This is a genomic window from Neotamlana sargassicola (genome assembly GCF_020523965.1).
Lineage (GTDB): Bacteria > Bacteroidota > Bacteroidia > Flavobacteriales > Flavobacteriaceae > Neotamlana > Neotamlana sargassicola.
The window spans coordinates 954,982-977,553 of record NZ_JAJAPX010000001.1; the positions used below are offsets into that span (position 1 = coordinate 954,982).

Consider the following 22,572-nt stretch of genomic DNA (forward strand, 5'->3'; position numbering starts at 1 on the left):
CAATAAATATGAAAAGAATAATAAATATAACCGGAATAACAATACTTGCAATAGTAACAGTAATAGCGTTTACCAACTGTAAATCTGTACAAAATGCTAATAATAAGCAAAAAGGAGCTGTAATAGGTGCTACTAGTGGTGCTGTAATTGGGGCTATTTTAGGAAATAACCTTGGTAAGGGTGGCAACGGTGAACTAGGGGCTGTTATTGGTGGCGTTGTTGGTGGTGGTGCCGGTGTGCTTATTGGTAACAAAATGGATAAGCAAGCCCAACAAATAGAAGAAGAAGTTCCAGGAGCTGAAGTAGAACGTGTAGACGATGGTATTGTAGTAACCTTCGATGAAAATAGCGGTGTTTACTTTGCAACGAATAAATACAATATTAATGCAGCCTCAGAGGATAACTTAAACAAGTTAATAGGTGTTTTTAAAGAATATCCAGACACTAATATTTTGGTGGTTGGGCATACCGATAGCCAAGGAGCAGAAGAATATAACATGACATTATCGAAAAACAGGGCGTATGCCGTTACAAATTATTTGTCGGGTCATGGCATTAGTAATGGTAGATTAACAACCAATTGGTTTGGTGAAACTCAGCCTATGTACGATAATGCTACTGCCGATGGTAGAGCAAAAAATCGTCGTGTAAACATAGCTATTCTTCCAAACGAAAAAATGATTGAAGATGCTAAACAACAAGCAGGAAGTTAATTTATTTATAAGGGATTACTATTTAATTTAACTTTAAAAAGCCACACAATTCGTGTGGCTTTTTAAGTTTTACTTATTTACAATGTTTTTCTAATAGAAATTATTTATGGCTATTAAATTTTAACAATGTATTTTATTTAGATTAATTAAAAACAAGTATTTTTGCTAAAATTATTTCTCTGTAAAACTATGGGAAAGAAGAAGAAAGAAAAAAAACAGCAAAAAAAAGCGCTTAAAACTTTACATGAAGCAGGCATAATTAATGCCAAAAAAGTAAAGAGCAAATGTTGTGAAAAATATAAAAAAGGCGAAAAAAAACGCTGTGGTAAATGCCCATGTTTCGATTTGCTTAAAAAGGTCGCTTAAAAAATTATAGAATATTTCGTTTTCTGCTAACAGTTTTTTATTTTCTATTATAAGAAAATGAAACTTAACTATACTTAGATTTAAAATATTGAACCATACCTCTAATAAATAAAAAAGGTAAAATTATAAGTACTGAACCCAATAAATTTGTTGGTGTAAATGTTTCAGGAAAATTACGAACCACAAACAACATAATAATTACGCCTAAAATAATGGAAGCATGTAGAACTAACATGTTTGGTGTAAAAACTCCAAAACTTATTTTTAAAGGTTGTTGTGTGCGGTGAAGTATAATACGCTCTACAAGAAGAAATAAAAGATTAATATTAAAAAACCAATTTCTGAAAAATAATATTTTCATGTTAGTGAAAATAAGTACATCGTTATTCCAGTTAGCCATAAACGCAAAGAAAACTACAATAAAAACAAAATAAACACCCATTTGAAATAATGAACTTATAATAGACGTTTTGTTACTTAAAATTACAGCATTTTTGTTTCTTTTATAAAGTAATCTATCAATTATTAATCTAATAAGTTCATTCCACCAAAAAAAGAAAATAACATAAAACACAGTGGTTTGTCCGTTTCCAATAGATAAAGTAGTAAGTAGCATAAACACTAAAAAATCCCATTGTGCATAATGTTTTAACGGCTTATCTATAAGAGAAAAAAAACTATTCATAAGGTTAATATTTTCTGTTGGTAAAATTTAAAATGTTGTTTTTTGTACTGTGTTCAACCTATATATGTTCATCAAAACTTACGTCATACATAATATTTATAATAGATGCTTTATGTAAATTTATATATTGAGAGGCTTGTATTTTATTATAAACAAGTGCAGTAACATTAATAATGCCGTTGTTAGTTTTAATTTTAAAACCAGTAGAATGTTTGTTTGAGGTTGTTTTTAATTTATCTATTACCTGCACTTTACTAATTGTTTTTAAACATCCATTCCGTTTAAATTTAGCATATTGATTTAGCTGAATGAGTGCCGTAATGGCATAATATATAAACGCAATTATTAATGGAATTAGAAACAAAATAAAACCCGTCCAAAGCACAAAAAGTAACATGGCACTTAGTAGAAAATAGATTGTTTTTTTTCTAATTTTTTTGAAAACTAATTTTTTTACTAATTCAATTTCTTGTTGGCGCATAGGTTTGGTAATACTTTTACTTTTAAAAGGAATAACATGCAATGAGTTGGTAATGTTATTAGCCGAATTTAGATGTTTTTCTAAAATAGTAAACGCTAAAACCGTTTTGCTTTTAGGGCTAGATTCTAAATATACTTTATCATTTACGCTTACTTTTGCATATTCTGAATATGGTACACTATGTTCGTTGTTATCAATACTTATATAATAATATGTTCTGCTAGACTTGTGTCTTGTTTTTGTTCCAAATCCTGTATTATAACTTCTTGATTTAGTAGTGTGTTTATCTATACGTTTGTCGGTAATATTACCTGTGTAACAGTGTTTAACACCTCGTTTTAAATCGATGTAGGTATTCCAAAATATATAAGAAAAAATACCAGCAAAGAATAACATGAATATAGAAAACATTACAATAGGAATTGTGCTAAAGTTATCTGGTTTTATAACAAAGGCATATATAAAATAAAATATAGCACTTGCTACAAGTAAAAATAAAATAGCAAATAGGTATTGCTTTTTAAGTTTGTTTCTGTCTTGAGAGGATAGTGGCTTTATTTCAAAATTGCTAGTTGTCATTTAATAAATGTTAAGGAATATTTATAAACGTAATATCTTCTTTAAATTCAGAAAATGCTTTACTATCAAAAGCTGTACTACCTACAACATTATTGTTTTTAAAGGTTGTTTTGTAAAAACTAATACTTGTAATGGTTTTTGTTTTTATGTTTACTAGTGCTTCGGCATATTTTATATTATTACCCGAAGCATCTTTTTTATACTTGTGAATTTTTATTTCAAAAGGGATTACTTTGTCTAAATTTTTATTGTAAAACTGCCAAGTTTGGTTACAATGCTTTTGTAGATTGAACGGAAGATTATCTTTAGGCGCTTCTTTGTTAAATCGTTGAATGCCTCTATCTAGTTTGCTTTTAATACGCTCGTCGTCTATAAGTTCAAAACCAATGTATACGTTTTCATTATAGATATGTGCTTTATAATGGTTTTTTGGCGCTGTGCAAGAGAAAATTTCTTTATTTTCTAAATAAAAGTGTTTGGAAATAACATTTGTTTTGTCAGTTCCTTTCTTAGAGTATACTTTTTTAAATAAATGCCCTTTTTGGCTATAGTGATATGTAGTTATACTCTCATTGGTGCTACTGCTAACTTTGTGAAGTAAATTATTTTTATACTCAAATTTCAAAGTATTAGTATTTCCGTTATTTAAACGAATTTGTTCATTGATTAGATAACCATTGTCATCATAGGTGTAGTAATACTTTTTATTTAGGGTAGAATTAGTATTCTTACAAGTTCTTTTGTGTAATTTTCCCTTCTTATAAATGTTTTTTTCTTTTTCCCACAACTTGTTTTGCTTATTTCGGTTTTCATAGCTTTCAATATTACCTTCATTGTTAAAGCTGTAGCTACTAATTTCTAACGCCACTGCACTGTCATTATCAATATTGTAGTTTGTAATTTCAACTTGTTTGGTGTTAGGGTCAAATCCGTAATCTTTTGCATTTATATTTGTTACAGATTGTGCAATTGTATTTAAACTAAGTAGTAATAGGCTAGTTAAAAATATTTTAATTTTTAGGCACATATTGTTCTTTTAATTTATATTGACTAGAAAACCGCTTAGATTCTTCTCGCATGAAAGTTCGTTCTTCATTACTAAATTCGGTTAAAATTTTGCTTGTATTGGCATTTGCATAAGGGTTTGGTAAGTATAATAAGTATCTATGAGCGACTACTTTATCTAATTGAAATAGGTGTTTAATAAATAATGCATGTAGTTTATTTAACTTATCAATGCTCATTGTTTGTGTGAAATTATTATGTTGTTTAACTACAATTTTCTTAAACTCAGAATTACTTTTGTAGTATAGGCTTATTAATGAATTTGCTGCGGTTATCATTGCTTTTTCTGCTTGTTTTGAGGCAGAACTGTTATTTTTTGTAGTGGCTGTGGATGTATGGCTCTTGGCATAATCTACAACCAATTTCCCGCTTTTAAACTCACCATAGCTTTTAGTGTTTGTTTTTTTATCTAGTTTTACACCAAGTCCTGTAATAAATCCATTGTGTGCAAAAGCACCTTTATACAGATAGGTATCTGTAAAAAATTGGCCGGTATAATTAATTTTACCCAAATCGTCCCAATCACCCATATAACTATTGCCGTTAGTCCACATATAAGTACCAGCTTTGTATGGCTTACCGTTTTTAAATAATCCCTCATAAACATCACCTTGATCGTAGGTGATAGACCCATAGCCATTGGTACAATTACCGAGACAATTTCCACTAGACTTGCCGTTAGAAAAGTCGGTTAAAAGATTGGTTATCAATTTCCCTTCGTTATAGATACCAGCTTCAACTGTTTCTCCATTTTTTACAAAATATCCGTAACCGTGTTGCTTTGTATCTTTCCAATGGCCATAATACAGTAAGTTTTTCTGTTTCCAGTGATAAATGCCATAACCATCGAGTTGACCGTCAAGGTAATTACCATTATAAGTGTCGCCATTAGCGTAAATAAACTCTCCGTAACCGTCAAGTTTCCCATTCTTAAAAAAACCTTCTACTTTAGCACCGCTTTCATAAGTATATGTTCCGTAGCCGTCTGCACAATTTCCTGTAATACAAGAAGCGGTTGATGATTTGTTTTGTGATGTAGTTGAATTTGTATTTGATGTGCTTGAAACTTTATCAACTGTAGCATTAAAATAACGGCCTTTACTAAATTGTTGTGGCTTAGAATTGCTATAGTTGCTTAAAACATAAGTAGGTTTCCCGTTTGTAGTAAGCACAAAATCTACTGAGCCATCAATATAACCTGCTACTCCATAACCTTTAATTTCTTCTCCTTTAACATAAAGATTTACTCCTTTTTTTGTTGTGTTTGGTATGTACCACACTTCGCTATCTTTTGTATTCATAGAAATAGCATGATAGGCTTTAGTTTCGTTAGTACCTTTTCCCAAAGCGTTTGGAACAAAATAAACATCGCCACTTTTTGTGTCTCTGACTATGATGTTTTTATATTTAGCTTCGTACTTCCATTCTCTATTTGCAAACATTGTTGACGTTCCTTGCTCTATTAGCAATACAGTTTTACCATCACTAATAAGTATGTTTTCTCCCTCTATTAAAGGCTTAAACGGAATGTTTTGGTTAAGAGCAATTGACTCGTTAAAAGCATTTTTTGCTACGTAATATTTAGAAGTAAGCGGATTATAGAATATATAATCGTTATTGAATTTATTCCACAAATTTGTAAAGTCTAATTTACCATTAATATACAAATGAGGTATAGCTACTCCACCTTTTAAATTTAAATCTCCAGTGGTTTTTTTAAGTACTGCATTTTTATTAAACTCTTTATATTCACTATGGTAAATAATGCTAGATAAATCTTGATTTATTAAATTTCCTGCTGCACCTGTTTCCATGCTTTCAATCAAGTTGCCTTTTTCATCGTACTTATATTTAAAGAAAGTTTTTTTACGCTCTTTGCCTTTCTTTCTTGCTGTTAATACACCTTTGTTATAGTATTCTATTTGGGTAGTTGGTGCTTTATCTTTTGCTTTATGTGTCATAGTTACTATAATAATATCGCCTTGTTTTGTATAGCTGTATTCCACAATTTCCCAATTATAGTTTGCTTTTATTATTCTGTTTTGGTTGTCATATTTATAAATTATTCCATCATCATATATTAGATTACCAGAAGCATCGTATTTATATTCTTTTATAGTTCCGTTAGGGTAGGTTATAGAAATAGGTCTATTCAACTGGTCGTAAGAAATATGCTTTCTTTTTTCTAAATCAAGCCTTTTTCCATTAGTGTCATAAAATGTCAAATTATGTTGAAAAACATCGCCTTTAAGCTGTGTTTTCTCTAAATTAACTCCTAATGGTAAAGGGTTTTTAGGTGCATTTACAAAATCTACTTTTTGCGAATAAGCATTAAATGCTAAGAGTAGTGTAATTAAGAAACTTAAATCTTTCAGAGTTTTCATAAAAAATACGTGTTGTTGAGGGAAACAAAACTACTTTTTAATGAAATAGGAAGTAATACGATGAATGTCGTATATTTTAATAAAGTAACTTTCTATATTTGCTTTTTTACAGAATAAGAACACCTTTTATGTTAATAACCGATTATATTTTCTCGCATACCCAACTGCCCAAAACCGCAATACAAAACACCATTAATTTACTTAATGATGCATGTACCGTACCGTTTATTTCCCGTTACCGGAAGGAAGCCACAGGAAATTTAGATGAGGTACAAATTGGTGAGATTGTAAAATATAAAGAACAATTTGAAGCTCTAGAAAAACGAAAAGCAGCCATTTTAAAAGCTTTAGAAGAGCAAGGTGTTTTAACTTCAGAATTAGAACATAAAATAACATCAACAACAGATTTAACGACGCTTGAAGATTTATACTTGCCTTACAAAAAAAGCCGAAAAACAAAAGCAGAAAAAGCGCGCCAGTTAGGTTTGGAACCGTTGGCCAAAATAATAATGGGCCAGAATGCCAGAGATGTCGAGTCGGTGGCATTTCGTTATGTAAAAGGAGACGTTAATTCGGTTGAAGATGCTTTGGAAGGTGCGCGCCACATAATTGCCGAATGGATAAATGAGCGCAGCGATATTCGTAATAACATCCGATATCAATTAGAACGTTTTGCTATTATTTCAACAAAGGTTGTAAAAACAAAAGAAAACGAAGAAGATGCCCAAAAATTTAAAGATTATTTTAATTGGGAAGAATCGCTAAGCAGAATTCCGTCGCACCGTTTACTCGCCATTCTTAGAGCAGAAAAGGAAGGTTTTATTCGTGTAAAAATTGAAATTGATGACGACAGAGCGTTAAATAAAATTGAACAACGCATTATAAAATCGAATAACGACTGCGCCGAACAAATAGAAATAGCCATAAAAGATGCTTACAAACGTTTGTTGTTACCATCGTTAAGTAACGAAGCGTTGCAACAAGCTAAACAAAAAGCCGACGAAGCTGCTATAACCGTGTTTGCTAAAAACTTAAAGCAATTATTATTAGGTTCGCCGTTAGGAGAAAAGCGTGTTTTAGCAATCGACCCAGGATTTCGTACAGGTTGTAAAATTGTGTGTTTAGATGCGCAAGGGCAATTAAAACACAACGAAACCATTTATCCGCATCCGCCAAAAAATGATAGCACAGGTGCTATTAAAAAAATTAGCACGTTAGCCGAAGCTTATAAAATTGAAGCTATAGCTATTGGAAACGGAACAGCCTCACGCGAAACCGAAGCTTTAGTGCGTAAAATTAGGTTTAAAAACGAAATGCAAGTATTTGTGGTTAGCGAAGCAGGAGCAAGTATTTATTCGGCATCAAAAATTGCGCGCGACGAATTCCCGAATTACGATGTTACCGTGCGCGGAAGCGTTTCTATTGGGCGCCGCTTACAAGACCCGTTGGCAGAATTGGTTAAAATTGATGCTAAAAGTATTGGTGTTGGGCAATATCAGCACGATGTAGATCAAACTAAATTAAAAAGCGAGCTTGATACCGTTGTAGAGCATTGTGTAAATGCTGTTGGCGTAAATTTAAATACAGCTAGTAAAAGTTTGTTAAGTTATGTGTCTGGCATTGGCCCAAAACTTGCCGAAAATATTGTGAGTTATCGTGATGAAAACGGAGCATTTAAGTCGCGTACAGATTTAAAAAGTGTACCACGCCTTGGCGGAAAGGCTTTCGAGCAAGGTTCGGCCTTTCTTCGAATTAAAGACGCTAAAAATCCGTTAGACGATTCTGCAGTTCATCCAGAAAGTTATCATATTGTAAAAACTATTGCTAAAAACGAAGGCAAAACAGTTAGCGAACTTATTGGTAATGCTTCGGTTTTAAAAAATATTAATTTAAAACAGTATGTTTCAGATAAAGTGGGATTGCCAACGCTTCAAGATATTGTAAAAGAATTAGAAAAACCTGGTTTAGATATTCGTGAGCAGGCTAAGGTTTTTACCTTCAATCAAAACATAAAAACCATAACCGATGTGCAAGAAGGGCAATTATTACCAGGAATTGTAAATAATGTTACCAATTTTGGTGCTTTTGTAGATATTGGTATTAAGGAAAGCGGCTTAATTCATATTTCAAATTTATCCGATGGTTTTGTAAGCGATGTAAACGAGCACGTTAGTTTGCATCAGCAAGTTATTGTTAAGGTTTTAGAAGTAGATCTTCCGCGAAAGCGTATTCAATTAAAATTAGAGAAATAAAAAAAGCGAGTTCTTACTATTAAGAACTCGCTTTTCTGTTTCAACAAATAACTTTACAATTATTTATTCATATTTTTCATTTCGTCAATAAAAGTATCTAAATCAACACCAGCAGTAACCAGAGTTAAAGCTTTATCAACAATATATTTTACATTTTCTGGATGAAACCCTAAACCAACACCAATTTTTTTAAGTAAATTTTGTTCATCCTCATCCTTAATGGTATCAACATGTACCATTCTAGCCAAATCATACAAGCGCTCAAGGCGTAAATCGTAAGAATGCGGCGCATTAATTGGGTGTTTTTTGTAGTCTTTTAAAATAGTTTCGTAATCAATCTCACTAATATTTAAATTACGAGCAAGTCTATCTAAAAACGCTTTTTCTTCTGGGGTAATAATACCATCATCCATAGCAACGCGAACAATAGCAGCGAAATGGTCTTCATTACGCTTTTTAAAACCACTATCAAATAAATCTGAAAACGACATAAGTATCAATTTTTTAAGTGTTGCAAACCTACATATTTTTTTAATAAATTAACTTAAAAATTTAAAAATTTGGGCGTTCCTAACGGGCGGGCTTTCGCTACTCGCTGCCTCCTGCGTCGGCGAGCTCAAACATACCGCTCAATCCCTAACGCGGGTTCAGCCCAATAAACTTTGCAATTTAATGCAGTATATTACTAAAAATAAAGTGCATACCTTATCTTTGCAACTTTAAAAACAAAATTAGGTGAGTAAAACCCATATCTCTCAAACCTATTTACAGGATTTGCAAACGCATAATCTGCAAGACGCCCTATCCCAAAACCAAACAAAAACACATATAAAAGGCCTAGTAGGGTCATCGTTATCCTTTGTTTTAGCCAATGCGTTTAAACAAGCAAACAAGCCATTTTTATTGGTGTTCGAAGATAAAGAAGAAGCCGCACATTACCTTAACGATTTCGAGCAACTCTGCGATAAAACCAATGTGCTTTTTTATCCAGGTAGTTACCGCAGACCTTACGAAATAGAAGAAACCGATAATGCCAATGTATTATTACGTGCCGAGGTTTTAAACCGTATAAACTCGCAAAAAAAACCAGCGTTAATAGTTACTTATCCCGATGCACTTTTCGAGCAAGTAGTAACCCGAAAAGAGTTAGAGCGTAATACTTTAAAAATAGCTGTAAGCGATAATATTTCTTTAGATTTTGTAAACGAAGTTCTTTTCGAGTACAAATTTAAACGTGTAGATTTTGTAACCGAACCTGGCGAATTTTCAGTGCGCGGTGGTATAGTAGACGTGTTTTCGTTTAGTAACGACGAGCCTTACCGTATCGAGTTTTTTGGCGATGAAGTCGACACCATTCGTACCTTCGATGTAGAAACGCAGTTATCCATAAATCAGTTAAAAAAAATCAATATTATTCCCAATGTGGCGAATAAAATGATTGAGGAAAAACGCCAAAGTTTCCTAAAATATATTGCACAAAAAACAGTAATTGGTATAAAAAATGCCGATTTACTATTTTCAAGAATAGACGATTTTTACTCCAAAGCCCAAGAAGCATTTGCTGGACTTTCATCCGATATAAAACACGCTAAACCCAACGAGTTGTTTTGCGATTCTGCATTACTAAAAAAGCAATTGCTAGATTTTTCAATTGTCGAGTTTGGTAATGCATCGGTTATGTTAAGCCAAATTGAAACTTCAAAAAATACACTTTTAGAGTTTAACACCACACCGCAACCATCGTTTAATAAACAGTTTAATTTACTTATTGAAGATTTAAACAGCAATCACAATAAAGGTTACACTAATTACATAGCTTGTGTAAGCGAGCAACAAGCCAAACGTTTTCACGATATTTTCGACGATTCAAACCTTGAAGTTAGTCCGTATAACACCATAATTTTATCGCTTCATCAAGGGTTTGTCGATCATCAAAATAAAATAGTTTGCTACACCGATCATGAAATTTTTGAACGCTATCATAAATTTCACATTAAAAATGGCTACGCAAAAAAACAAGCCATAAGTTTAAAAGAGCTTACTAATTTAGAAATTGGCGATTACGTAACACACATCGATCATGGAGTTGGGCGTTTTGGTGGCTTACAAAAAATAGATGTAGAAGGCAACAAGCAAGAAGCTATAAAACTGGTGTATGGCGAGCGCGATGTATTGTATTTAAGCATTCACTCTTTACACAAAATAACCAAGTTTAATGGTAAAGACGGCAAACCACCTAAAATTTACAAATTAGGTAGCACCGCCTGGAAAAAGCTCAAACAAAAAACTAAAGCACGAGTTAAACACGTGGCGTTTAACTTAATAAAACTTTACGCAAAACGTAAAACCGAAAAAGGGTTTCAATACCAACCCGATAGTTATTTACAACACGAACTAGAAGCCTCATTTATTTACGAAGATACGCCAGACCAAAGTAGCGCAACGGCCGATATTAAAGCCGATATGGAAAGCGAACGCCCAATGGACAGACTTGTTTGTGGCGATGTTGGTTTTGGTAAAACCGAAGTAGCCATTCGTGCTGCTTTTAAAGCTGTAGATAACGGCAAACAAGTGGCTGTTTTGGTGCCAACAACAATTTTAGCATACCAGCATGCGCGAACGTTTAGAAAACGTTTAGAAGATTTCCCTGTAACCGTAGATTACGTGAATCGTTTTAGAACCGCCAAACAAAAACGCGAAACTTTAGAACAGTTAGAAAAAGGCGCTGTCGATATTATTATTGGTACACACCAATTGGTAAATAAAAACGTAAAGTTTAAAGATTTAGGGCTTTTAATTGTAGACGAAGAACAAAAATTTGGAGTAGCAGTAAAAGAAAAGCTAAAAACCATAAAAGAAAACGTAGATGTATTAACGCTTACCGCAACACCAATACCTCGAACGCTTCAGTTTAGTTTAATGGCGGCGCGCGATTTATCGGTAATTACAACGCCACCGCCAAATCGTTATCCTATAGAAAGTCATGTTATTCGCTTTAACGAAGAAACTATTCGCGATGCAGTAAGTTATGAGATAGAACGTGGTGGGCAAATTTTCTTCATTCACAATCGTATAGAAAATATTAAAGAAGTTGCTGGCATGATTCAGCGTTTAGTTCCCGATGCGAAAGTGGCTGTTGGCCATGGGCAAATGGATGGAAAAAAACTCGAAGAGCTTATGCTTCAATTTATGGATGGCGCTTTCGATGTGTTGGTAAGTACAACTATTATTGAAAGCGGATTAGATGTGCCAAACGCCAATACCATTTTTATAAACAATGCCAATAATTTTGGGCTGAGCGATTTACACCAAATGCGCGGTAGAGTAGGGCGAAGCAATAAAAAAGCATTTTGTTATTTTATTACACCAGAATATTCGGCAATGACCGAAGATGCTAGAAAACGAATTACAGCCTTAGCGCAATTTACAGAACTGGGTAGCGGTTTTAATATCGCAATGAAAGATCTTGAAATTCGTGGTGCGGGCGATTTACTTGGTGGAGAACAAAGCGGATTTATTAACGAAATAGGTTTCGATACCTATCAAAAAATATTAAGCGAAGCTATTGATGAGCTTAAAGAAAACGAGTTTAAAGATTTGTATGATGAACCCGAAGAAAATAAGGTTTATGTAAAAGATGTAACCATCGATACCGATTTCGAGCTCCTTTTTCCAGATAGTTACGTAAATAATATTGCAGAGCGTTTAAGTTTATACACTCAACTTAACGAGTTAAAAACAGATGAGGAATTGCAAAAGTTTGAAGCTAACTTAATAGATAGATTTGGTGAATTACCAGAACAAGTGACCGATTTGTTAAACAGTGTCCAAATAAAGTGGTTAGCAACCAAAATTGGTTTCGAAAAAATAATAATGAAACAAGGCAAGCTTATAGGTTATTTTGTTACCGATCAGCAAAGTAGTTTTTATCAAAGTACTAATTTTACCAAAGTGTTACAATTTGTACAAAAACACCCCGAAGCTTGTAAGATGAAAGAAAAACAAACCCGAAACGGATTGCGATTGTTGCTTACTTTTAGTAACATAAAAACCGTAAAACAAGCCTTAAATGCTTTAAAACCCATTGTGGCTTAATAATTGTAAACATTAAACAAAGCTAAGTTTAAATGAAACGCATACTATTTATAACTCTTTTTTTACCCGCAATTTTAATTGCACAACACTCTGTAAAAGGTGTATTTTCGCCAGCAGGCGAATTTCGTGCTACTATTTTGTATAAAGTAACACCAACAGTGTCGAAATACGTTGCTAGTTACGAGTTGGAAAAAGATGGTTCGTTTAATATAAAACTAGATTCTACGGTAACTAAAGGCATGTATCGATTGGTGTATGCCATTCCGCAAGAAGATTACAATTTCGATATTATTTACAACGGAAAGGAAGATATTGAGTTAACCTTTAATTCTGAAACAGGTGTAACTTTTGTAAAATCTGTTGAAAACAAGTTGCTGGCATCATACACCAATAGCATGTCAATGATTACGCAAAGCTTAAGCAATTATTATGGCAGTAATAGTAAGGATACTTTAGCTTTAAAAGCTATTTTTAAAACTCAAAAAGAGACACAGGCTAATTTTGAAAAAGCGGCTCAAAACACCATTGCGTTACATTTTATTAAAGCCAATAAACCGTATATACCAACAAAAGTTGAAGATGTAAAGACTTATATCGGCAATTTAAGAAAGCATTATTTCGATAATATCGACTTTACTAATACAACGTTGCAAAGCTCTAATTTTTTAGACGAAAAAATGCTTAATTACGTTTTTGGTATAAGCGACGAAACCAAAGACGATGTTACTAATTACAAACAAAACATTAGCATATTTTGTAAAGCCATGCAAAAAGTGCCCATAAAAACTAAACGTATTATGTTGGTAGATTTATGGCAGCAAATGGTAGATTTAGGCTTGGAACCGGTGGCAAATTACATTTCGGAGAATTATTTAATGGATATTGCCGTAGAGCTTAACGATCAAGAGCTTTTACATAATTTAATTTTGTATAAAAATTTATCGAATGGTAGTGTAGCACCAGACTTTTCAATTGAGTTTAAAAAAGAAAATACAGTAACTACCAAAAAGTTAAGCGAATTAAAGCTGGCCGAAAATTATATTATTGTGTTTTGGAGCAGTGGCTGTTCGCATTGTTTAGAGGAAATTCCAGAGTTACACAAATTCGTTAATACTTTCCAAAAAGGTAAATTAAAAGTGATTGCTATTGGTTTAGAAGACCAAATTTACGGTTGGAAAACGCTAACCTACGATTACCCCGAGTTTATTCATGTTTATGGTGAAGGTAAATGGGATAATCAAATAGGAAACGACTACAATGTTACAGCAACTCCAACTTATTTTGTGCTCGATAAGAATAAAAAAATCATAGTAAAACCAGAAAATTTCGAGGCATTAAAAGATTTTTTTGAGGCAGAATAGTTTTTCTGCTTTAAAAATGCCAGAGCGCAAACAATAGTTTGTATTTAAATAAGTCTTCATCAGTATTGCCTTAAAAATATCAGAATAATAAATCTTATTTTAGTGATATGGCAAAACACAACGAATTAGGGAATAAAGGCGAGCAAATGGCGGTAGATTTTTTAATTGAAAACAACTACGCTATTTTAGAACGCAATTACCGTTTTAATAAAGCTGAAGTCGATATTATTGCCCAAAAAGAAGATATTCTTGCCATAATTGAAGTTAAAACCCGCTCTACTACCGATTTTGGGAATCCGCAAGATTTTGTAAAACCTAAACAAATAAATAACCTAGTTAAAGCAGTTGATGAATATGTTACAATAAACGAATTAGATGTAGAAGTTCGTTTTGATATAATAGCGATTGTTAAAGAAGGAAAACAATTTAAATTAGAGCATTTAGAAGATGCTTTTTATCATTTTTAATAATGATATCTATAAATTAATTGCTCAATTTTCACCGCCTTGTTCAAGTTTTGTAACCTAATTAAGCTTTGTGTTAAAAAAACATCGAAGCACCTAAAAAAACATTAAAATTATGTTTTAAAATTAGGTGCTTCGAAGAATTCTTATTTAAATGGATTTGCTAAATATTAGCAAAAATATATTTCATTTCGGTAGCGATTTGTAAGCTACGTTCGGCATAAACTTTAGTTTGCTCTGGTGTTCCGTCTGATGCTTTTGGATCTTCATAGGTAATAGCAATACGTTTATCGCAACCAGCTACAAACGGGCAGCCACCATCGGCAGACGAGCAGGTCATTATGGCTGCAAAGTCGCTTTCAGGATTAAAAACATCACTATAAATTTTAGAAAAAGCAATAACGGCAGGATTGTTTTTAGCGTATTTTATGGCATAAACAGGATTGTCGCTATCAGATAATTTTAAAACTTGAAAACCTTGATTTTGTAATGTTTCACCAACTTTTGGGAACATAGCCGTGGTTTCTGTTCCACCAGAATAACAAGTTACATTATCAATATTAAAAAAAGTAGCCATAGCTTGCGCCCAAATTTGGGTTAAATGGCTTCGGCGAGAATTGTGCGTACAAATAAAATTAATATTAATTGGTGCTTTGGCTTCAATTTTGGCCTTAATATATTCGGTTAACGGATTTAAAACGGCTTTTCTTTCTTCAGAAATTGTATCAGTGTTTAATGAAACTATGGTTTGGTTAATAGTTTCAAAAAGGGGTGTTTTCATGGTGTTTAAATTAAATATATCTTTTTTTGAATGATAAATTTATGCTTAACAGCAGTTTCCATCTGGAGAACAACAAGGTTCGTTGCTTGTATTTTCTAAAACAGGAGCTTCTTCTGGTACTCCGCAAATACCTTTTGCTTTACAATCGGTTTTTTCTACGGCTAACTTAAAAATGATATTATTGTTTCGTATTTCAAAATCGTTAACAAATAGTTGTGCTGTATGAAAATTAGCGTTGCTATATTCAAATTTTACTTCCGCATTGGCTTCATACGATTTTAGTTTTCCAACTTTATTTAAAATGCCTAAAGCTTTTAAAACAGTCATATATTCCGTTTTTCCTAATTCACTAGGGCTTTCCCAAAGCTGAATTACGGTTTCTTTCCAAGCATCGGTTTGTGCACCACAGTCCACAGATTCGATAGTAACATGTTTAACTTCGGTGATATGATAATTTGCGCCAACTAATAAATTTGGAGCATATTCAAATAGTAAACTTTTATTTTTATTTTGATTTAAAACGTTTAATAACTCTTGTGTTTTCATGATTTTACTATTTAAAAGTTAAGTTGCATTTTAATGAGTATGATTTAACAACAATTGGATTTTGTGTTGTTAAAAAACAGGTTTAAATGTTGTTGAATTTCGTTCCAACGTTCTACGTTTATGCAATAACACATGCTTTTACCTTCAATTTCTCCTTTTAATAGGCCAATACTTTTAAGCTCTTTTAAATGTTGCGAAATGGTGGCTTGTGCTAAACCAATTTCGTCTACCAAGTCACTGCAAATACATGAATTTTGATTGCCTATATATTGAAGAATAGCTACTCTGGCAGGATGCCCAAGAACTTTAAAAAATTGTGCTAAGTCGTTTTGTTTGGTGGTGAAAATGTCTGATTTTGTAATGCCCATAATTTTGTTTAGTTGTATATTGCAATATTACGATGATAAATTGAATTAAAAAAGTCAAAATGCTTAAATTTTGACTTTTTAAATATATTTTAACGCTTAAAACCAGCCTTTTTTACCTATTTGGTAGGTGTTGTAAAACTCGTCGTCGGATTTTGTTAAATAAATAATGCCTTCAATAAAAGGTACAATTCCTGCTAATCCACATGTTACGAATGTAAGAACTATTTGAATAATTCCTTCTTTATTGTATCCAAGTATAAACTTATGAATTCCTAGAGAGCCTATAACAATAGCCAATATACCAGCTAATACTTTTTTGTTTTCTCCAGTTACCTCGTTAAAAGTTTCTTTGGCGTTGTTTGCGAACTCCGATGCTGTTTCTTTAGCATCATCTGCAAATTCCTTTGCTTTCTCTTTGGCTTCCCCAGCAAATTCTTCGGCTTTACCGGCCGCTTTTTTTGCGCCATCTTTGGCGTCGTCTAACATTTCGTTTAGGTCGTCGCTTAAATTTTTTTCATCAGACATGATTAGTGTGTATTTTGTAATTGATTAGTGCTTAAATTTAGTAAAAAATTTAAACCAGTTGTATTAGTTTGTAGTTGTTATTGCAATTTTGTTACAATTTATCGAATAAATAACAGTATACCAGCAATAGCGGTAATTATTAAAATAAACTTTCTGTAGTTTACATTCGAAATAAGTTTAACAATATAAGCTCCTGTAAAAAATCCTATTATTGAGGCAGGAATGAGTACCGAATTTAAAACCAATGTTTTAACTGTAACGGTTTCCCAAACAAAAATGTGAAACGGTAATTTAAATAGGTTTATTAAAAAAAATAACCAAGCTGCAGTGCCAATAAATTCATTTTTTTTAAATCTTATAGCTAAAAAATACACATTAGAAATGGGGCCTGCCAAATTACCAACCATTGTAGTAAAACCTGTTAAAAACCCCATGATTGCCGAGAAAAATTTATTGTTTGGCATATTGTTGGTTTGCAACCGCTCTGTAAAAAGCATGATGCCAACAGATATTAAAACAATGATTGCCATAAGGCGTTTAAAAACCATTTCGGAAATATCGTTACCAACCCAAACACCAACTAAAACACCAACAATCATCCAGGGAATTAGCTTTTTTATAATACTCCAATTGGCATGTTGATTGTAATAGGTTACGGCTAAGATATCGGCAATAATTAGCATGGGAAGTAAAACGCCTGTCGAGGCCTTTTCGCCAAAAACAAAGGCCATAATTATTACAATAAATATGCTTATGCCTTTTAATCCTGCTTTTGAAACGCCTAAAATAAACACGGCAAAACTAATGGCTAGCCATTGTAAAGTAGATAAATTATACGATTCTAAAATTTCGATGTAAGTCAATATATGTTGTTTAAGAAAAAGATTAATAACGATTAAAGTTGAAGTTTTAAGCCTTCATGCGATGCCGTAAAACCTAATTTTTCGTAAAATTTTATGGCTTCGGGGCGTTTTTTATCAGAGGTGAGTTGTATTAAAACAGCGCCTTGTTCTTTAGCGCGATTTATGGCCCATTCGAACATGGTTTTTCCATAACCTTTACCGCGATATTCTTTTTTTATGTGCACCGATTCTATTTGCGCGCGCAAGCTTCCTAAGCGGTTTAAATATTGCAAAAAGGTAAGTTGAAGTGTTCCTATTATTTCGTTTAACTCGTTAACTACAACTATAAGTTCTTGGTTTTTGTCTTCATTTATCCGTTTAAAAGCATCGGTATAAACTTTGGGTAAAGGGTTTTCGAAACGTTCGCGAGTTTTGCCTAACTTGTCGTCGGCAAACATAGCAATTATTGAAGGTAAATCTTCTAAAGTAGCTTTTCTAAAAATCATAGTTTTTACGATTGATTCTTATATTTAATTTTGAGAAAACTTATTGGTGAAATTCACAGTAAATTCGTCTATTATTTCCAATTCGGTACGGAAGGAAAGCATTTTGTCGGCAAATTTTTTTAGCCCTTCACTGCGCAATGTTTCGGCATGCAAATTGTAATAATTTTCTAGGTCTTCGCGCGAATTGGCGCGGTATTGTACCGAGTAGGTAACACCACCCATATCTTCTTTTACTAATACTTTGGTTAGTGTTGCACTAGTAAATTTTCCGGTAGCCAAAACCTGCGGAATATGTTCCTGTTTCATCCAGTTTAACCACGCTTCGTGAATGCTTTCGTCTATGTTTGAGGTTACATTATATATGTACATAATTATATTTTTTTTGTAAATAATTTAAGTTCTTTGCCGTCGTTAAACGGAATAATTATTTTTTTAAATACAAATCCTAATTTACTTAATAGCTTAATTGAATTTTTGTTTTCTGCTTGTACAATGGCTAAAAGTATTTTTAAACCGTATTTATTTTTGGCTAGTTTTATTACTTCCTCTGAAGCTTCAAAGCCAAAACCTTCGCCTTCATATTCTGGCAAAAAGGCAAAACCTAAGTCTGCGTCGGGTAATTCTTCTCGCTTTATTAACCCACAAGTACCAATAGGTTTCTGGTTTTCAGATTTTAAAAGCACCTTGTAAAAGCCAAAACCGTGATTTTTATAACTTTGTAAATGCCCTTTTGTTATGCGAATTTCGGCATCTTTTATGGTTTTAGTGTTTCTATCTCCAATATATTTTATCCAATTTGGGGAATTTACTAATTCTAGAAAAAATGGCGCGTCGTTTAAAGTAAATGTTTCTAATATTAAACGTTCTGTTTCGGCTACTTTCATCTTTAATTTATAGCATCGCCGCGTAAAGTCCTGAAGCGTTTTCGGGCATCGACAAAATAAATACTATCGGCATGATTAAATATAATTTGCTCGTATAGTTGTTTTGCTTTTTCTGGTAAGTTTAGTTCGGTTTCGTAAATCTTCGCTAAATAAAAATAAGCATCGTCTACTAAAATACCATCGCGATAGTTTTCAATTAACACTTCGTAATTTGCTTTGGCCTTATTAAATTCTTTTTTAAGTTCGAATAGTTGGGCTTGTTTAAATAAAGTTTGGGCAATTATGGGTTCGGTTTTATGGGCTTCTAAAATGTTATTTAGTAACTGTATAGCTTCGTCGTTTCGGTTTTGAAACGCTAACAAATCGGCTTTGGCATAAATTTTTAATGCGGTTTGCAGCGAATCTTCATATTTGTTATCTGTAATAAGTAATTTTAAATTTAAGGCGTCGTTTGCAATGAGTTGTGATGTAGACGATTTTAAAATTTTAAGCTGAGATTCTGCCCATTTAAAGTCGCCTTTATAATAACTTGTTTTAGCTACTTTAAACCGGGCTTCTTGCGATAAAGTACTGTTTTTTAAGTTACGCTGAATTTGTGTGTAATAAATTAAAGCCTGATTAAATTTTTCTTGTAGCACCAAAATATCGGCGAGTTCTAATTTAACCTCGGCTGCTTGAAATTTAGACAAAGGTAATTCGAGCATGCTCGTTAATATACGTGTTGCCTCATTTGTGTCTTGTAAGTAAAATGCTAAAAAATGCGCGTAGGCAATTTTTAGGTTTAAAACTTCTTTTTCCTGGATAGTTTCAGTGCTGTTTTTAGTGGTAGCTAATAATTCTAAATAGGTCGCTTTAATTTCTGGATATGCTTTAGGCTGGGCTTCTCTAATTTTTAATTGAAGGAGTTCATGGTGTGCCTGTAATTTGTCTTCGTTAAATTCAGATATTTCAATGAGGTATTCGTAAATATCTTGAGCTATGTTAATTTCATTTTCTCTTACAGCAATGTCGGCCAATTCTTTTATTCTGCCAGTTCCAATTCGCTCTCGTTTGTAAATTGCTTTTTCTTGTATAAAGGCCTTTTCAAACTGCTTTTGTTTAATAAATAGCCAACTTAACATTTCATTCCAAACTAATTGTGGCTGTTGCTGCATGTTTTTTAGCAGCATTTTTCTTAATAAAATATTGTTGTCGGTAAAAGCATCTTCGCTAATAAAATCGTTAATGGCGCGTTTTACATCCCGTGCTAAAGCGGGTTGTTTTTCAATATAGCTTAAATAACTAGCAAACATTTTTTCAATATTACCTTGCTCGCCGTAAATTTGAGCTAGCTGCAAACTAAAATTATATTTTGGATTAACAATCATTGCCTTTTCGTAGGCTTCAATGGCTTCTTTTAATAAACTATGGCTTTGAAAACTTCGGGCTACAGCATAAACATTGCTTGCACGTTTATCTATACTATTTAAAGCTTCTTTGTAATGTTTTTGCGCAGAAATAGTATCGTTTTTTAATTGGAAATTATAACCAAGTTCAACAATAAAAGCAGCATATTTAATACGTGCCATTAGTTGGGTTAAAAAAGCTTGGGCTTCGTTGTATTGTTCTAATTGTTGGTGGGTGGCAACTATTTGATTTACGATAGTAATGTTTGATGGTGATGCTTTGTATAGCTTTTTATACTCAACAAGCGCTTTTTCGTATTCACCATTTTTAAAGTAGGCTTTGGCAATAGCATCGTTTTGAGCAAAACCTAATGTTGTAATTAAAAGAAATAAGAAAGCTAATAATCTCATAATGTAAAGATAACAATTGTTGGTTTTACATACCCGTTAATTTACACTTTTAATAAAAAGTGCCCGATAGAATACCGGGCACTTACCAACCAAAAATAATTTTCTATTAACTTTACATTAAATGATAATCGATTGGGGACAGTCGTAAATTTCTATAAATTAAGAAATGACTAGTTTGAAAAAATTGTGATTTTGTTTTTATTCGATGGTTAAACTTTAAAAAACGCTTAGTCTATTTTAAAAATTAAAAAGAAGTAGAATTAAAAATGATAGAAAATTCGTTTTTAAAAAATGTTTAAACTAGATATAAAACAAATGAAGTAAGTTTATTTACTTACTACGGCGGTTTCATTATTTTTAGATTTTACTATTTCGAAGTCTGAAAATAATACTTTGCTTGCTACCAGAGCTAGCGCAACTATAAGTATAATGCGTTTTAAATTTTTCATGGCTAAGTAGGTTAACGGTTTTTGGTTAAGCTAACTTGATAAAAATTTTAAAAAACACAAAGAAACACACAATAAAATCGTTAAACAACGATAATTATGTGTATTTCGTCGATAAAAATAATCTTTTATTTAATAAAACTAAGGCTACTCGATTATTTTAAAACCGGTGTAAGGTTGTAAAACTTCTGGAATTTCTATACCATTTTCGGTTTGATAGTTTTCTAAAATACCAGCTAGTACTCTTGGTAATGCCAGTGAACTACCGTTTAAAGTATGTGCTAACTCGTTTTTACCGTCGCTATTTTTAAAACGTAACTTTAAGCGATTAGCTTGAAAGGTTTCGAAATTTGAAACTGACGAAATTTCTAACCAACGGTCTTGCGCTGTCGAGAACACTTCAAAATCGTAAGTAAGGGCAGAGGTAAACCCTAAATCGCCACCACATAAACGTAAAATACGATATGGTAACTTTAATTCGTTTAAAATACTTTTTACATGTTCTACCATGCCTGTTAAAGCATCATAAGAATTACTTGGGTGTTCTACACGAATAATTTCAACTTTATCGAATTGATGTAAACGGTTTAAACCACGAACATGTGCACCATAACTTCCGGCTTCACGACGAAAACACGGTGTATAACCTGTAATGCTAATAGGTAAATCGGTTTCGTTTAAAACAACATCGCGAAATATATTGGTTCCTGGAACCTCTCCTGTTGGAATTAGATATAAATTGTCGCCTGTAACATGATACATTTGCCCTTCTTTATCGGGTAATTGACCAGTACCAAAACCTGAAGCTTCGTTTACCAAATGCGGTAGTTGGTATTCGGTGTAGCCTGCTTCTGTATTTTTATCTAAAAAATAAGCAATTAAAGCACGTTGTAATCGTGCACCTTTTCCTTTGTAAACAGGAAAACCGGCACCTGTAATTTTATTACCAAGCTCAAAATCTATAATATCGTATTTTTTAGCAAGTTCCCAATGTGGTTCTGCTTTATCGTATAATTTCGGAATAGCGCCAGCTTCAAAAACAACTTCGTTATCTTCATCCGAGTTTCCACTAGGCACAATCTCATTTGGTACATTTGGTATTTTGTACAACAATTCGTTTAATGCTTCGGCTTTAGTGTTTAAAGCTTCAGTTAAGGTTTTAGAGGTTTCTTTAAGCTGCGAAGTTTTTTCTTTTAAAGCATTAGCTTCCTGCGCTTTTCCCGATTTGTATAAGTTTCCTATTTCTTTCGATAAAGAGTTCGATTCAGCTAAAGTATTATCTAATTGTGCTTGAATACTTCGGCGTTCTTCATCAAATGTTAAAACGTCAGCTATCATTTGCGCAGCATCAATGTTACGCTTTTTTAAACGCTCAATAATTAAATCTTTATTCTCTCTAATAAAAGGAACTTGTAACATGGGTTAAATTTTAA

21 protein-coding genes are annotated in these 22,572 nt (G+C 32.7%); 6 read left to right on the forward strand and 15 right to left on the reverse strand.

From position 1 onward, the window contains the following. The first annotated feature begins 8 nt into the window (after positions 1 to 8). Together LG651_RS04200 and LG651_RS04205 are read left to right on the forward strand one after the other, a co-directional pair. On the forward strand, positions 9 to 713 hold the full coding sequence (locus tag LG651_RS04200; RefSeq protein ID WP_226694894.1) for an OmpA family protein: 705 nt from the start codon (positions 9 to 11) through the stop codon (positions 711 to 713). A 162-nt stretch (positions 714 to 875) separates the two neighbouring features. Further along, positions 876 to 1,079, forward strand: a complete 204-nt coding sequence (locus tag LG651_RS04205) for a hypothetical protein (RefSeq protein ID WP_226695012.1) — start codon at positions 876 to 878, stop codon at positions 1,077 to 1,079. Positions 1,080 to 1,143: 64 nt separating this feature from the next. Here the strand turns inward: LG651_RS04205 and LG651_RS04210 are convergent, their stop codons facing one another. The 4 genes from LG651_RS04210 to LG651_RS04225 are packed head-to-tail and all read right to left on the reverse strand — an operon-like array spanning position 1,144 to position 6,273. Further along, positions 1,144 to 1,764 (reverse strand): hypothetical protein, encoded by a 621-nt coding sequence (locus LG651_RS04210; RefSeq protein WP_226694895.1) that lies wholly within the window; start codon positions 1,762 to 1,764, stop codon positions 1,144 to 1,146. Positions 1,765 to 1,822: 58 nt separating this feature from the next. Continuing rightward, positions 1,823 to 2,824 (reverse strand): hypothetical protein, encoded by a 1,002-nt coding sequence (locus LG651_RS04215; RefSeq protein ID WP_226694896.1) that lies wholly within the window; start codon positions 2,822 to 2,824, stop codon positions 1,823 to 1,825. 10 nt (positions 2,825 to 2,834) lie between these two features. Continuing rightward, the gene (locus LG651_RS04220; RefSeq protein WP_226694897.1) at positions 2,835 to 3,851 is read right to left on the reverse strand and encodes a hypothetical protein; all 1,017 of its coding nucleotides are present in this window, start codon (positions 3,849 to 3,851) and stop codon (positions 2,835 to 2,837) included. Continuing rightward, on the reverse strand, positions 3,835 to 6,273 hold the full coding sequence (locus LG651_RS04225) for an MORN repeat-containing protein (protein WP_226694898.1): 2,439 nt from the start codon (positions 6,271 to 6,273) through the stop codon (positions 3,835 to 3,837). The genes LG651_RS04220 and LG651_RS04225 overlap by 17 nt, the downstream gene beginning before the upstream one ends. A gap of 128 nt (positions 6,274 to 6,401) precedes the next feature. Between LG651_RS04225 and LG651_RS04230 the strand changes: the two genes are divergently transcribed. Continuing rightward, the gene (locus LG651_RS04230) at positions 6,402 to 8,525 is read left to right on the forward strand and encodes a Tex family protein (RefSeq protein WP_226694899.1); all 2,124 of its coding nucleotides are present in this window, start codon (positions 6,402 to 6,404) and stop codon (positions 8,523 to 8,525) included. Between the two features lie 59 nt (positions 8,526 to 8,584). Here LG651_RS04230 and LG651_RS04235 read toward each other — a convergent pair whose 3' ends face one another. Next, complete coding sequence (locus LG651_RS04235; protein ID WP_226694900.1) at positions 8,585 to 9,016, reverse strand: tellurite resistance TerB family protein; 432 nt, start codon at positions 9,014 to 9,016, stop codon at positions 8,585 to 8,587. A gap of 244 nt (positions 9,017 to 9,260) precedes the next feature. Here LG651_RS04235 and mfd point away from each other — a divergent pair, with 244 nt between their 5' ends. From mfd to LG651_RS04250, 3 genes are all read left to right on the forward strand, one after another. After that, positions 9,261 to 12,620 carry a transcription-repair coupling factor gene (gene mfd / locus LG651_RS04240; protein ID WP_226694901.1) on the forward strand — a complete coding sequence of 1,120 codons (3,360 nt, stop codon included), beginning with the start codon at positions 9,261 to 9,263 and terminating at the stop codon, positions 12,618 to 12,620. A gap of 32 nt (positions 12,621 to 12,652) precedes the next feature. Then, entirely contained in the window at positions 12,653 to 13,981 is a 1,329-nt protein-coding gene (locus LG651_RS04245; RefSeq protein ID WP_226694902.1) for a TlpA family protein disulfide reductase, read from the forward strand. 107 nt (positions 13,982 to 14,088) lie between these two features. Next, positions 14,089 to 14,448 (forward strand): YraN family protein, encoded by a 360-nt coding sequence (locus LG651_RS04250; RefSeq protein WP_226694903.1) that lies wholly within the window; start codon positions 14,089 to 14,091, stop codon positions 14,446 to 14,448. Positions 14,449 to 14,608: 160 nt separating this feature from the next. On the opposite strand, the gene LG651_RS04255 is transcribed toward LG651_RS04250, so the two are convergent. The 10 genes from LG651_RS04255 to serS form a co-directional block, all read right to left on the reverse strand. After that, positions 14,609 to 15,226, reverse strand: a complete 618-nt coding sequence (locus LG651_RS04255; protein WP_226694904.1) for an arsenate-mycothiol transferase ArsC — start codon at positions 15,224 to 15,226, stop codon at positions 14,609 to 14,611. A gap of 45 nt (positions 15,227 to 15,271) precedes the next feature. After that, on the reverse strand, positions 15,272 to 15,772 hold the full coding sequence (locus tag LG651_RS04260; protein ID WP_226694905.1) for a DUF6428 family protein: 501 nt from the start codon (positions 15,770 to 15,772) through the stop codon (positions 15,272 to 15,274). A gap of 44 nt (positions 15,773 to 15,816) precedes the next feature. Further along, positions 15,817 to 16,140: an ArsR/SmtB family transcription factor gene (locus LG651_RS04265; RefSeq protein ID WP_226694906.1), complete on the reverse strand. Its 324-nt coding sequence runs from the start codon at positions 16,138 to 16,140 to the stop codon at positions 15,817 to 15,819. A 96-nt stretch (positions 16,141 to 16,236) separates the two neighbouring features. Next, entirely contained in the window at positions 16,237 to 16,665 is a 429-nt protein-coding gene (locus LG651_RS04270) for an NINE protein (protein ID WP_226694907.1), read from the reverse strand. A gap of 98 nt (positions 16,666 to 16,763) precedes the next feature. Further along, positions 16,764 to 17,528, reverse strand: coding sequence for a sulfite exporter TauE/SafE family protein (locus LG651_RS04275; protein WP_226694908.1), 765 nt, complete (start codon positions 17,526 to 17,528; stop codon positions 16,764 to 16,766). A 32-nt stretch (positions 17,529 to 17,560) separates the two neighbouring features. Further along, entirely contained in the window at positions 17,561 to 18,013 is a 453-nt protein-coding gene (locus LG651_RS04280) for a GNAT family N-acetyltransferase (protein WP_226694909.1), read from the reverse strand. 24 nt (positions 18,014 to 18,037) lie between these two features. Further along, the gene (locus LG651_RS04285) at positions 18,038 to 18,382 is read right to left on the reverse strand and encodes a DUF4286 family protein (RefSeq protein WP_226694910.1); all 345 of its coding nucleotides are present in this window, start codon (positions 18,380 to 18,382) and stop codon (positions 18,038 to 18,040) included. 2 nt (positions 18,383 to 18,384) lie between these two features. Then, on the reverse strand, positions 18,385 to 18,897 hold the full coding sequence (locus LG651_RS04290; RefSeq protein ID WP_226694911.1) for a GNAT family N-acetyltransferase: 513 nt from the start codon (positions 18,895 to 18,897) through the stop codon (positions 18,385 to 18,387). 2 nt (positions 18,898 to 18,899) lie between these two features. Further along, positions 18,900 to 20,693 (reverse strand): tetratricopeptide repeat protein, encoded by a 1,794-nt coding sequence (locus LG651_RS04295; RefSeq protein ID WP_226694912.1) that lies wholly within the window; start codon positions 20,691 to 20,693, stop codon positions 18,900 to 18,902. A 593-nt stretch (positions 20,694 to 21,286) separates the two neighbouring features. Then, entirely contained in the window at positions 21,287 to 22,558 is a 1,272-nt protein-coding gene (serS, locus tag LG651_RS04300) for a serine--tRNA ligase (protein WP_226694913.1), read from the reverse strand. Between the last annotated feature and the right edge of the window lie 14 nt (positions 22,559 to 22,572).

Excerpts from the sequence above, each read along its gene's own strand:
- LG651_RS04260 (WP_226694905.1), bottom strand. The coding sequence starts at position 15,772 with ATGAAAACACAAGAGTTATTAAACGTTTTAAATCAAAATAAAAATAAA.
- LG651_RS04230 (WP_226694899.1), top strand. The coding sequence starts at position 6,402 with ATGTTAATAACCGATTATATTTTCTCGCATACCCAACTGCCCAAAACC.
- LG651_RS04225 (WP_226694898.1), bottom strand. The coding sequence starts at position 6,273 with ATGAAAACTCTGAAAGATTTAAGTTTCTTAATTACACTACTCTTAGCA.
- LG651_RS04265 (WP_226694906.1), bottom strand. The coding sequence starts at position 16,140 with ATGGGCATTACAAAATCAGACATTTTCACCACCAAACAAAACGACTTA.
- LG651_RS04270 (WP_226694907.1), bottom strand. The coding sequence starts at position 16,665 with ATGTCTGATGAAAAAAATTTAAGCGACGACCTAAACGAAATGTTAGAC.
- LG651_RS04245 (WP_226694902.1), top strand. The coding sequence starts at position 12,653 with ATGAAACGCATACTATTTATAACTCTTTTTTTACCCGCAATTTTAATT.
- LG651_RS04290 (WP_226694911.1), bottom strand. The coding sequence starts at position 18,897 with ATGAAAGTAGCCGAAACAGAACGTTTAATATTAGAAACATTTACTTTA.
- serS (WP_226694913.1), bottom strand. The coding sequence starts at position 22,558 with ATGTTACAAGTTCCTTTTATTAGAGAGAATAAAGATTTAATTATTGAG.
- LG651_RS04235 (WP_226694900.1), bottom strand. The coding sequence starts at position 9,016 with ATGTCGTTTTCAGATTTATTTGATAGTGGTTTTAAAAAGCGTAATGAA.
- LG651_RS04210 (WP_226694895.1), bottom strand. The coding sequence starts at position 1,764 with ATGAATAGTTTTTTTTCTCTTATAGATAAGCCGTTAAAACATTATGCA.
- LG651_RS04200 (WP_226694894.1), top strand. The coding sequence starts at position 9 with ATGAAAAGAATAATAAATATAACCGGAATAACAATACTTGCAATAGTA.
- LG651_RS04255 (WP_226694904.1), bottom strand. The coding sequence starts at position 15,226 with ATGAAAACACCCCTTTTTGAAACTATTAACCAAACCATAGTTTCATTA.
- LG651_RS04285 (WP_226694910.1), bottom strand. The coding sequence starts at position 18,382 with ATGTACATATATAATGTAACCTCAAACATAGACGAAAGCATTCACGAA.
- LG651_RS04215 (WP_226694896.1), bottom strand. The coding sequence starts at position 2,824 with ATGACAACTAGCAATTTTGAAATAAAGCCACTATCCTCTCAAGACAGA.
- LG651_RS04295 (WP_226694912.1), bottom strand. The coding sequence starts at position 20,693 with ATGAGATTATTAGCTTTCTTATTTCTTTTAATTACAACATTAGGTTTT.
- LG651_RS04220 (WP_226694897.1), bottom strand. The coding sequence starts at position 3,851 with ATGTGCCTAAAAATTAAAATATTTTTAACTAGCCTATTACTACTTAGT.
- LG651_RS04280 (WP_226694909.1), bottom strand. The coding sequence starts at position 18,013 with ATGATTTTTAGAAAAGCTACTTTAGAAGATTTACCTTCAATAATTGCT.
- LG651_RS04250 (WP_226694903.1), top strand. The coding sequence starts at position 14,089 with ATGGCAAAACACAACGAATTAGGGAATAAAGGCGAGCAAATGGCGGTA.